General features: G+C 38.6%; 13 protein-coding genes. All 13 read left to right on the plus strand.

The annotated features are described in order from the left end of the window. Positions 1-102: 102 nt before the first annotated feature. Positions 103-1,383: a Vi polysaccharide biosynthesis UDP-N-acetylglucosamine C-6 dehydrogenase TviB gene (gene tviB / locus LZU85_RS15900; RefSeq protein WP_237287680.1), complete on the plus strand. Its 1,281-nt coding sequence runs from the start codon at positions 103-105 to the stop codon at positions 1,381-1,383. A gap of 181 nt (positions 1,384-1,564) precedes the next feature. After that, entirely contained in the window at positions 1,565-2,587 is a 1,023-nt protein-coding gene (locus LZU85_RS15905) for an NAD-dependent epimerase/dehydratase family protein (protein ID WP_237287682.1), read from the plus strand. A 2-nt stretch (positions 2,588-2,589) separates the two neighbouring features. After that, the gene (rffG, locus tag LZU85_RS15910) at positions 2,590-3,651 is read left to right on the plus strand and encodes a dTDP-glucose 4,6-dehydratase (RefSeq protein WP_237287684.1); all 1,062 of its coding nucleotides are present in this window, start codon (positions 2,590-2,592) and stop codon (positions 3,649-3,651) included. Between the two features lie 85 nt (positions 3,652-3,736). Then, entirely contained in the window at positions 3,737-4,603 is an 867-nt protein-coding gene (rfbA, locus tag LZU85_RS15915) for a glucose-1-phosphate thymidylyltransferase RfbA (RefSeq protein ID WP_237287685.1), read from the plus strand. Beyond that, complete coding sequence (locus LZU85_RS15920) at positions 4,604-5,008, plus strand: sugar 3,4-ketoisomerase (protein ID WP_237287687.1); 405 nt, start codon at positions 4,604-4,606, stop codon at positions 5,006-5,008. After that, a complete protein-coding gene (locus LZU85_RS15925; RefSeq protein ID WP_237287688.1) occupies positions 5,005-5,466 on the plus strand; it encodes an acyltransferase in 462 nt (153 codons plus the stop codon). The genes LZU85_RS15920 and LZU85_RS15925 overlap by 4 nt, the downstream gene beginning before the upstream one ends. Positions 5,467-5,472: 6 nt before the next feature. After that, the gene (locus LZU85_RS15930; RefSeq protein WP_237287689.1) at positions 5,473-6,576 is read left to right on the plus strand and encodes a DegT/DnrJ/EryC1/StrS family aminotransferase; all 1,104 of its coding nucleotides are present in this window, start codon (positions 5,473-5,475) and stop codon (positions 6,574-6,576) included. A gap of 2 nt (positions 6,577-6,578) precedes the next feature. Beyond that, positions 6,579-7,826 (plus strand): O-antigen translocase, encoded by a 1,248-nt coding sequence (locus LZU85_RS15935; RefSeq protein WP_237287690.1) that lies wholly within the window; start codon positions 6,579-6,581, stop codon positions 7,824-7,826. Beyond that, complete coding sequence (locus LZU85_RS15940; protein WP_237287691.1) at positions 7,823-8,395, plus strand: acyltransferase; 573 nt, start codon at positions 7,823-7,825, stop codon at positions 8,393-8,395. The genes LZU85_RS15935 and LZU85_RS15940 overlap by 4 nt, the downstream gene beginning before the upstream one ends. 3 nt (positions 8,396-8,398) lie before the next feature. Beyond that, complete coding sequence (locus tag LZU85_RS15945; protein ID WP_237287692.1) at positions 8,399-9,277, plus strand: glycosyltransferase family 2 protein; 879 nt, start codon at positions 8,399-8,401, stop codon at positions 9,275-9,277. A gap of 1 nt (position 9,278) precedes the next feature. Continuing rightward, entirely contained in the window at positions 9,279-10,082 is an 804-nt protein-coding gene (locus LZU85_RS15950; protein ID WP_237287693.1) for a glycosyltransferase family 2 protein, read from the plus strand. A 17-nt stretch (positions 10,083-10,099) separates the two neighbouring features. Further along, on the plus strand, positions 10,100-11,008 hold the full coding sequence (locus LZU85_RS15955; protein ID WP_237287694.1) for a hypothetical protein: 909 nt from the start codon (positions 10,100-10,102) through the stop codon (positions 11,006-11,008). Further along, positions 11,008-12,096: a glycosyltransferase gene (locus tag LZU85_RS15960; RefSeq protein WP_237287695.1), complete on the plus strand. Its 1,089-nt coding sequence runs from the start codon at positions 11,008-11,010 to the stop codon at positions 12,094-12,096. The genes LZU85_RS15955 and LZU85_RS15960 overlap by 1 nt, the downstream gene beginning before the upstream one ends.

Below are 12,096 nucleotides of genomic sequence, written 5' to 3' on the forward strand. Positions count from 1 at the left end.
GAACCTAGAACCTAGAACCTAGAACCTAGAACCTAGAACCTAGAACCTAGAACCTAGAACCTAGAACCTAGAACCTATTTTTTATGTATTAAAGGAAGTTCCATGGACTTTGTATTAGACGACGCCAAAGTTGGCATTATTGGTTTAGGCTACGTTGGTTTGCCGCTCGCAGTTGAATTTGGTAAGCAGCGTCAAACCATCGGTTTTGATATTAACCAAGCTCGTATTAACGAGTTAAGTGCTGGTCATGACAGTACACTAGAGTGCTCTGATAGCGAACTCGCAGAAGCGACACAATTGGTGTACACCACCTCGCTTGACGCACTGCGCGAATGCAACGTGTTTATCGTGACCGTACCAACACCGATTGATGAGCACAAGCAGCCAGATTTAACGCCACTGATTAAAGCATCTGAGACCCTTGGTAAGGTGATCAAACAAGGTGATGTGATCATTTATGAATCCACCGTTTACCCAGGCGCAACAGAGGATGATTGTATTCCAGTGGTAGAGTGTGTATCAGGCCTCAAATTTAACCAAGATTTTTTCGCAGGTTACTCACCAGAACGTATTAACCCGGGTGACAAAGAGCACCGCGTGACCAATATTTTAAAAGTCACCAGTGGCTCTACACCTGAGGTCGCTGAATACGTTGACCAGCTTTATAAAACGATCATCGTAGCGGGCACCCATAAAGCTTCTTGTATCAAAGTGGCAGAAGCTGCGAAAGTAATTGAGAATACTCAGCGAGATGTCAACATTGCCTTGATCAACGAGCTTTCTATTATCTTTAACAAACTCGGTATTGACACCTTAGAAGTACTTGAGGCCGCAGGCACGAAATGGAACTTCCTCCCATTCCGTCCAGGCCTTGTCGGTGGTCACTGTATTGGCGTAGACCCATACTACCTGACGCATAAAGCACAAAGTGTTGGCTATCACCCTGAAATGATCTTGGCAGGTCGCCGCCTCAACGATGGGATGGGCCAATACGTGGTTTCTCAACTCGTGAAGAAAATGCTCAAAAAACGTATTCATGTAGAAGGGGCAAATGTACTGGTGATGGGCCTTACCTTTAAAGAGAACTGCCCAGATCTGCGTAACACCAAAGTAGTGGATATTATCGCTGAGTTGAAAGAGTACAACATCAATGTCGACATTACCGATCCATGGTGTTCAAACGAAGAAGCTATGCACGAGTACGGCTTAAGCTTGTGTGAAAAACCGAAACAAAACCATTATGATGCAATCATTATGGCGGTGGCACACAATGAGTTTCGTGAAATGGGCGCGGAAGCTATTCGCGCATTGGGTAAAGATGAACACGTTTTGTACGACCTTAAGTACATTCTAGATAAACAAAACGTCGATATGCGTCTATAAATCATAGAACGCTAGCGGTTCTGGGAGGAGTGAGAGAAATCTTCCCTCCTAGATCCTAGATCCTAGATCCTAGATCCTAGATCCTAGATCCTAGACCCACAGGACCACAGGACCACAGGACCACAGGACCACAGGACCACAGGACCATATATCTTTCGTCCCCCAATTCTTCGGATCCACCATGATCAAATACGAAAAAATCCAACAAGAGCTCGTTGAATCACCTAAAACTTGGCTCGTTACCGGTGTTGCCGGCTTTATCGGCTCCAACTTACTAGAGAAACTACTTAAGCTTGATCAAACCGTAGTAGGGTTAGATAACTTTGCCACGGGACATCAGCACAACTTAGATGAAGTGCAATCACTGGTTACGGCAGAGCAGTGGAGCCGATTTCGCTTTATTGAAGGCGATATCCGCGACTACGCCAGCTGCGAACAAGCGGTAAACGGGGTCGATTATATTTTACACCAAGCGGCACTTGGCTCGGTGCCACGCTCGATTGCCGACCCACTCACCACCAATGCCGCCAATATCACTGGTTTTCTCAATATGCTGCAAGCCGCCAAAGAGGCGCAAGTAACAAGTTTTACCTATGCCGCATCCAGCTCCACCTATGGCGATCACCCCGCACTGCCTAAAGTAGAAGAAAATATCGGCAACCCTCTTTCGCCCTATGCCGTCACTAAGTACGTAAACGAACTTTATGCTGGTGTGTATGCCCGCACTTACGGTTTTAAAACCATTGGCCTACGTTACTTCAACGTATTTGGCCGCAGGCAAGACCCGAACGGTGCATACGCTGCGGTGATTCCAAAATGGACGGCAGCGATGATTAACGGTGACGATGTTTTCATTAACGGTGATGGTGAGACTAGCCGAGATTTTTGCTACATCGACAACGTGGTGCAGATGAATTTGTTGGCCGCTACAGCAGAGGAAGAAGCAAAAGACGAAGTCTACAACGTAGCAGTTGGTGACAGAACTACACTGAACGACCTATTTTATGCCATTAAAAGTGCATTAAATCAGAATGGTGTTAGCGCAAAAGGCGATCCGATTTATCGTGATTTTCGAGCGGGTGATGTTAGACATTCTCAGGCCGATATTGGTAAGGCAATTAGCAAGTTAGACTATCAGCATACTCATCGAATCATGGAGGGCATTTCTGAAGCGATGCCTTGGTACAAGGAGTTCATGGCGTAATTATGAAAATACTGGTCACAGGTGGTGCGGGTTTTATTGGCTCTGCGGTTGTTCGTCACATCATTGAAAACACAACGGACAGTGTGGTGAATGTTGATAAACTTACCTACGCTGGGAATTTAGAGTCCCTTGCTGAAGTAGAGAATCATGAGCGTTATGAGTTCGAGCAAGTGGATATTTGCCAACGCGCAGAGCTAGATCGTGTATTTGCCGAGCATAAACCGGATGCAGTGATGCATTTAGCGGCAGAATCACATGTTGATCGATCCATTGATGGCCCAGCCGCTTTTATTGAAACCAATATTGTTGGTACATACACGTTATTAGAAGCTGCCCGTAGTTATTGGAACAGTTTGGACTGTGAGAGTAAAGGAACTTTTCGTTTTCATCATATCTCCACTGATGAAGTGTATGGTGATCTAGAAGGGACAGATGATCTGTTTACCGAAACCACTTCCTACGCACCAAGTAGCCCTTATTCTGCTTCTAAAGCATCCAGCGATCACTTAGTCCGTGCGTGGTTGCGTACCTACGGTCTACCAACCATCATTACTAACTGTTCAAACAACTACGGGCCTTACCACTTTCCAGAAAAGCTCATCCCTTTGATGATATTAAATGCGCTAGAAGGAAAATCTTTGCCTGTTTATGGCGATGGTATGCAAATCCGCGATTGGTTGTTTGTTGAAGACCACGCTCGCGCTCTTTATAAAGTCGTTACACAAGGCACAGTTGGTGAAACCTACAATATCGGTGGACATAACGAGAAAGCCAATATTGAGGTAGTGAAAACGATTTGTTCACTGCTTGAAGAGTTGGTTCCAAATAAGCCGCAAGGCGTTGTTCAGTATCAAGACATGATTACTTATGTAAAAGACCGTCCTGGTCATGATGTACGTTATGCCATTGATGCAAGTAAGATTGAGCGTCAGTTAAGCTGGAAACCACAAGAAACTTTCGAGTCCGGTATTCGTAAAACAGTCGAATGGTATCTAAACAATCAAGAATGGTGGTCTCGAGTGTTAGATGGTTCCTATTCTCGCGAACGTCTCGGCGCGAATTAATCACTCTCAGTTTTCTTTTTAAATTATCTCAGCTTCTTTGCTCTAGGTTCTTACTAGAACCTATCAACCTAGGATCTTATTTTTCATGAAAGGAATTATTCTTGCCGGTGGCTCGGGCACAAGGCTTTACCCAATAACGCGTGGTGTATCCAAACAGTTACTCCCTGTTTACGATAAACCAATGATCTACTATCCACTTTCAGTATTAATGTTGGCTGGTATTCGTGAAATTCTAATTATTACCACTTCAGAAGATCAGGATAGCTTTAAGCGTTTATTAGGAGACGGTTCCGACTTTGGTATTGAGCTGCAGTATGCAATTCAACCAAGCCCAGATGGCCTAGCGCAAGCCTTGATCATCGGCGAAGAGTTTATTGGTAAAGACTCAGTGTGCTTGGTTTTGGGAGACAATGTTTTCTATGGCCAGGGCTTCTCTCCTAAACTTCAGCAGGCTGCTACTCAAACGATTGGAGCCACAGTTTTCGGCTACAAAGTAAAAGATCCAGAGCGTTTTGGTGTGGTCGAGTTTGATAGCCAAATGAGGGCAGTTTCAATTGAAGAAAAGCCGAGTAAACCTAAATCCAGCTATGCGGTGACAGGACTGTATTTTTACGATAACCGAGTGGTGGAAATGGCAAAGCAAGTAAAACCTTCTGCACGTGGCGAATTAGAAATTACCACATTAAATGAGATGTATCTCAAAGAAGGTTTGTTAAATGTAGAACTGTTGGGTCGTGGTTTTGCTTGGCTTGATACCGGAACTCATGCAAGCCTACAAGAAGCGTCATCTTTTGTTGAGACAATAGAAAATGTCCAAGGTCTGAAAGTTGCTTGCTTGGAAGAGATCGCTTGGCGTCGTGGTTGGCTTTCGAATGAGCAGTTGTTCAAAGCAGGTGATGCTTTGTCAAAGAATGACTATGGTCAGTATCTTTTAGCTTTGTTGGAAGAATAAATGAAAGAATTGGTTAGTTTTATTCAATTTCCAGTTATTGGGGATGAAAGAGGGAATCTTGTTGCTTTAGAAAGAAACAAGGAAATACCATTTGATATTCGACGTGTTTACTATCTGTTTGGTATGCAATCTGATTTGCCTCGAGGCTTTCATGCCCACAAAGAACTTATACAGGTAGCAGTGTGCCTAAAGGGTAGCTGTGATATTTTGATGGATGATGGAAACGATAAGCAAGTTGTTACTTTAAATTATCCTGATAAAGGTTTGGTCATTGATACAATGCAATGGCATGAAATGGATAATTTTTCTGACGACTGTGTATTACTGGTTTTGGCTAGTGATGTATATAACGAGAATGATTACATACGGGATTACAGCGAGTTTCTTCGAGAGGCTAGAAAATGAAAGTTCACCCACTGAGTGATGTAACAGCTTCTAACATTGGTGAGGGTACAACCATTTGGCAATTTTCGGTTGTTCTTGCAGGAGCAAGAATTGGTAATAACTGTAATTTATGTGCTCATACCTTTGTTGAAAACAATGTTATTTTAGGTGATCGAGTAACAGTAAAAAGTGGTGTTTATCTTTGGGATGGCATTGAACTTGAAGATGACGTATTTATAGGCCCTTGCGTTGCATTTACAAATGACAAATGTCCGCGTTCTAAGCAATACCCTGAATCATTCCCCAAAATTAGAGTTAAAAAAGGGGCATCTATTGGAGCAAATGCTACTATTTTGCCAGGAATCACAATCGGAGAAAACGCCATGGTTGGAGCTGGTAGTGTAGTGACCAAAGATGTACCTGAAAACGCAGTGGTTGTTGGCAATCCAGCAAAAATAATTAGATATATTGAGGCTTAGAATAGCGTGATTCCATTTTTAGATTTGAAAAGTATCAATCAGCAATATCAACAAGAGTTAAAAGAGGCATGCGCGCGTGTTATTGATTCTGGTTGGTATATTATGGGCAACGAGCTCGCAGCGTTTGAACAAGAATTTTCAGCGTATTGTGGTACTCAATATTGTATAGGTGTTGCTAACGGGCTTGATGCTCTGACCCTGACTTTAAGGGCGTGGAAAGAGCTCGGAAGACTACAAGCCGGAGATGAAATCATTGTTCCCGCGAATACCTATATTGCTTCGGTTCTTGCAATTACAGAAAACGATTTTGTGCCAGTCTTGGTCGAGCCAGATGAGAATACCTTCAATATCAGTACTTCTAGCATTCAAAGTGCACTAACAGAGAAAACCAAAGCGATACTACCTGTGCATTTGTATGGTCAGATTTCTCCTATGGACGAGATTATGGATCTTGCGAATAAACATAATCTACTAGTATTAGAAGATTGTGCTCAATCTCATGGTGCACAGATTAAGGGTAAAATGTGTGGTTCATGGGGTCATGCTGCTGGTTTTAGCTTTTACCCAGGAAAGAACTTAGGTGCATTAGGTGATGCAGGTGCAATAACAACCAATGACAAAGAGCTGTACGATGTGCTTATTGCCCTTAGAAACTATGGCTCACATAAGAAGTATGAAAATAAGTATCAAGGTGTGAATTCTCGTTTAGACGAGATTCAAGCTGCTATGCTGCGGGTTAAACTTCAGCATTTGGATGAAGAAACAAAACGTCGCCAGAGGATTGCAGAATTGTATCTTAAGGGTATTAAAAACGTTAACGTTAGGTTGCCAGAATTGGTAAAAAAAGAAGGGCATGTTTGGCATCTTTTTGTTGTTCTTACCTCAGATAGAGTTGCATTAAAGGAGCATTTAAACATACATGGTATACAAACGTTGATTCATTATCCAACTCCTCCCCACAAACAAGCTGCTTATAGAGACCTATCTTACATGTCATTACCATTGACGGAGAAGATTCATAACTCAGTGTTAAGTTTACCATTAGATCCTACAATGTCAGAAGATGATGTTAGTATGGTAATTGATGCATGTAACTCTTTCGAGCTTTAACTATGGGGTTAATAAAAACAAGTCTCTATAGTGCGATTGCTGTATTAGTCAGAATTATTACTCTTTTGGGTATAAATAAGATTCTCGCAATTTACCTAGGACCATCAGGATACGCAATTGTAGGAAATTTTCAAAATACCATACAAATACTTGTGACGATTGCGAGCGGGGCAATAAACTCTGGTATGACTAAATACACCGCTGAGTATCATGATGATAATGAAAAAACATTTAAACTATGGCGGACGGGATTAACGATATCCCTTGTTTGCTCGGCGTTTGTTTCGGTGTTTATCTACATCTTCAGCGAGCAACTCGCAAGAATGATCTTCTTTCAAGAGAACCTTTCTTTTGTTTTTCAGATATTATCGTTTTCTGTTGTTTTTTATGTCCTTAATACATTTATGATTTCTATTATTAATGGAAAGAAGGAGATTAAAAAGTATGTGGTCGTAAATGTATCAGGTAGTATTATATCGATAATATTTATTTATTTTCTTACGACTGACTTAGGGCTTAATGGGGCTCTTATATCATTGGCAACGTATCAGGCCATTAGCTTAATTGCAACTACTGTTGTTTTTATGAAGTCACACTGGTTTAAATTCGATGAAGTAAAAATTAGTGTTGATAAAGAACAACTAAGGAAGCTTTCAAAATTTACTTTAATGGCACTTGCTAGCGCTATTTGTGTGCCTATGAGTCATATGATGATAAGAGAGTATATCTTAGGGCAACTAGGGGTAGAACAGGCAGGTTTTTGGGAAGCAACTTGGCGATTAAGTACTACTTATTTGATGGTGGTGACAATGACGCTTGGCGTATACTATCTTCCTAGATTATCAGAAATTAAAGAAAGATACTTACTCAGGAAAGAAATAATACATGGATATAAAATTATTCTTCCTCTCGCTGGTCTGTGTTCATTTTGCATCTACTTACTTAGGGAAGATGTAATTAAAATACTTTTTAGTGATGAATTTTCAAGTATTTCATCTCTTCTAACATATCAGTTAGCTGGTGACTTTGTGAAAATTGCGAGTTGGCTGATGGGATTTGTCCTTACTGCGAAAGCCTATGCAAAGGCCTACATACTATCAGAAATACTATTTTCATTCAGCTTTTACATGCTGGTGGTGATTTTTGTTCCTATATTTGAGCTTGAAGGGGCTTCTATAGCTCACTTGGTAAACTATATTTTACATCTTCTATTTATTAGTACGTATCTATATAAAAAGAAAATAATATGAGAAATTTAGCAAGATTAATTATAAAGTTAGTTTCATTATTTAATGTATTAAAATTTAAATTTTTCTATTCAACAAATAAACCAAATATGAACAAGGTCAAAGTTGTTTGCCCTGTTCAATTTTGTGGACGTGGAACTATTAGTTTGTCAAGCTGTGTTCTTGGATACTTTCCATCTCCTTATCTTTTAAGTTCGTATGGATATATTGAAGCAAGAAATAGCAAAGCATTAGTGAGTATTGGTGAGGGTACACACCTTAATAATAACTTTACGATTATTTCTAATGATTCATGTATAAGAATAGGAAGGGATTGTAAGATTGGACCTAATTTTTATGTTGCAGACTCAGATTTTCATAGTTTAACCAGAATGAAGGGAGAGCGGGAGGTTGTGGATAGCAAACCTGTTTTAATAGGGAATGACGTTTTCATAGGTACTGATGTAAAAGTACTAAAAGGAGTAAAGATAGGAAACGGAGCTACAGTTGCGGCTGGTTCCATCGTCACTAGCGATGTTAAAGAGTATACTATAGTAGGTGGTATTCCCGCTAGAGTTTTAAAACGGAAATAGAAAATGAATATGCCTTTGGTTTCGGTAGTTGTACCTTGTTACAATCACGAAAATTTTATTGAAGAATGTTTGAATAGTATTTATTTTCAAAATTATTCAAATATCGAGTTGATCGTAATTGATGATGGTTCTACAGACCAATCATACCTAAGAATTGAAGCTTTAAGTAGCAAGTTAAAGGATAGATTCACTAGATTTGTTAGTTTTACAAGAAGTAACAAAGGTGCATGTGAAACAATAAATGAAGGGATATCCCTGTGTCTGGGGAAATATACCATTATTTTCGGATCTGATGATGTAATGGAATTTGGTAGGGTAAGTTACCAAGTTAGTATTCTGGAATGCGACGAATTTCTAAAAGCTTCATTTGGTAGTTCGAAAATCATTGATGATAAAGGAAAAATATTAGGTATAAAAAAACAACGACCTAAGATATTAGATTACAATACAATATTATACAACAAAGCTAGTTTACAAGCTCCGACTATGATGATTAATACTGAGGCCTTGAAAGAAATTGGAATTATTCCGAAAAACATAATAATTGAGGATCGATTTATTCAGCTTAGCTTAACAAAATTACATGCAAGATCTATTCATGTTACAGATAGGATACTTTGTTCATATAGAGTTCATTCTAGTAATCAATCATCTAATATAGAATTCTTACATGATAAAAATATTGAATTACTAAATTTTATCGAAAAAGATAATGATAAGAGAAGTTTAGCTATTGCGATGAATAAGTTAGGTTGCGCTATATCAATCGCTGCAATAGATAAAAAAAAATCAGTAAGGTTAATTATGCAAGCTATAGAGGTTTCACGCTTGAGTGTTTTTAACTTTAAGTTTGTCCATGCTTTATTAAAGGTGCTTTTATAATATGTCAGGATTTAAAGTTTCGATTGTGACACCTACTTATAATAGAGCACATACAATTTTACGATCAGTTAATTCCTCATTGTCACTAGTCAAGGAAGGTCTGGCGTGTGAAGTTATTATAGTAGACGACTGTTCGCAAGATAACACTGTAGATTTAATTAAGAAAACTTACCTAAGCGAAATTTCCGATGGAAAAGTGAAAATCATCGAACTGAGCAAGAATATAGGAGTTACTGGAGCTAAAAATAAGGGGGCATCTAAAGCCATAGGAGACTGGGTAGCATTTATGGATTCAGATGATATATTTCTAGATAATGTTACTGAAAATTTGAGACATGAACTACTATTACACGAATGCTATGATCTGGTTTTTTTTAGATGTTCGGAAATAAGTAGTGGTTGCCTGATTGGCGATAAATTGAGCCCAAAGTGTTTGTCAACTAAAGATATTATGACAGGAGTTATTCCTGGTGAATGCCTTCCTCTCATCAAGACAAATGTTATTCAGTCGTTTCCTTACCATGAAGACTTAAGAGGTTGTGAAAGTATTTCATATCTACATATGGCTTACTCAGGCTGTAAAGTTTTTTTAAGCGATTTTGTGGCAAGAGGGTACGAAACAGATGGTAGTGATCGTTTAAGTACAAGAAAAGCACTAATAAGTAGAGCGGATAAATTGCTTTCTTATAATATACGAAAGCTTAGGTATATATATTACTCGGATTTTAAAACATTCGCTTCCATAGTTGCAAAAATTTGTTACTATTCACTGTTAAGAGTTAGTAGACCATGGATTGCAAAGTAAACAAAGATACGCTCTACATGTCTTTATCGACATTATTTGTTTTTTTTTGTAACTCGACAGGTTTTGATTTTTATTCCCATAGTATTTCTTATTATTTTTATACTTATAATCTAAATGCCACTGATCTTCTTTTTGAACATGTAGAGTTGCCAAGATATTGGTTTTTGAGCTATCTTTATAGTTTTTCTTCTAAATTTGGTTTGCCTATTGGCTGGCTTTCGGTTTTTCTTATTTTATTTCCGGTCATTTCACTGGGTAGCTTATTAAAAAGGTTTAATTATAGCTCAAAGGTTCCTTTGAGCTATTTTTCCATAATGTTACTAACTTTGATGCTATCATTTTTTTACTCTGGACTATCACTGAGTTTACTTTGGTTTTTGGCATTTTATTTTACAAGAAAAACTATATTTCTTATTGGAGGTGTATTTCACCCTGTCGGTTTTTTGGTTTTTTCTATTGGTGTGTTTTTTCTAGGGAGAAGATTGGTTTTTTATTGTTTTGTAGTGGCTTTTATTGTTTTTTGCTATTTTTATCCAATCTCTAATTTCTATTATTCAGAATATATTGGTTATAGATATGAAATAACTTTAGATGGAGTCAAGAAGCTCATTATCTTCACTTTTGACAGGAAGTTTAATGAGATGGTTGTGTTTTTTTCTATAATTTTAGGAGCTTTTTTTTCAAGGGTTAGGTTAATTGGTAATATGGATTTTTTTTCTCGTATCTGTGTGAGTAGATTATACTTTAGGGTTGTGATTTCTTTTTTCTGTCTATCGGTTTTTATTGTTATGTTAGGAAAAAACACCCTGATTAATAGCGTGTTGGGTTTTAATGTGAATCAGGTTATTTATAGTAGTTGGTTCGACTTTGGTGATAAGAATAGTAAATTAAGTTACTATGAACTATATATGATGAGGTACGAGTGATGTCTGATTCTTTTCACGTCCATATTATAACTAATATGGCCTTTAAGGGAGGGGCAGAGTCGATGTTGATTCGTTATTTAAAAAATTCAAATTGTAGGGGTGTAAAGCTAATATCTCTAATGGAATTCTCTGAGGAAATAAAGAGCGAACTTCCACCAAATGTTAGCATTGCATATTGTAAAGCTAAAAGTTCGTTTGGATTATTGAAATCCGCAGCGTTAATTAGCAAATCTATCTCTTCTAACTCATCAGTTTATTGTTGGATGTACCATGCTAATGTGATAGGTGCATTAGTTAAAATTTTAATGCTCGGGCGTATCAAACTTTTTTGGGGAGTTCGCCATTCGCTGGATGATTATCAAGGTGAAAGCTTAAGCACTAAAGTTGCGATCCAAGTAGGTCGCTTACTCAGATTTTTGCCTGATAAAGTTATATATTGTTCTCAGCGAGCACAAAAGCAACACGAAGCATTTGAATATAACGCTTCTGAAAAATCGATATATATTCCTAATGGTTATGAGTTCCCACCTATTATTGAGCGTTGTTTTTCCCGCACTTCCCTGACTTTTGGAACTGCAGGGCGTTTTCACGATGCTAAAGATTACAAAACGTTAATTAAGGCTATCGCAACTATTTTGGCAAAAAATCCTGAAGCAACACTAAAAATGTGCGGAAGAAATATAACAGAAGATAATGCTGAACTAACTGAGATGATCGAACAAGCTGGTATCAACCCAACACAGGTTATATTGATGGGGCAGCAAGAAGATATGACAGCGTTTTATAACCAGATTGATGTTTTTATTTTGAGTTCTAAGACAGAAGGTTTTCCTAACGTGTTAGCAGAAGCTGCAGCACATGGTTGTGCGGTGTTTAGCACCGATGTGGGCGATGCATCGGTTATTGTCAATAACCCAAATCACATAGTCCCTGTTGCTGACTCAATTGCTTTAACTCAAGCAATTGATACCTACCTTTCCTTACCCAGTGAACAGCGCAAGGCCATTGCTTTTGCTACTACCCAGCACGTTCGTTCTCAGTTCTCAATTTCACATATTGCTGAACAATTTTTCGCATTAGGAAGATAA

The organism is Vibrio floridensis, assembly GCF_021852965.1.
Lineage (GTDB): Bacteria > Pseudomonadota > Gammaproteobacteria > Enterobacterales > Vibrionaceae > Vibrio > Vibrio floridensis.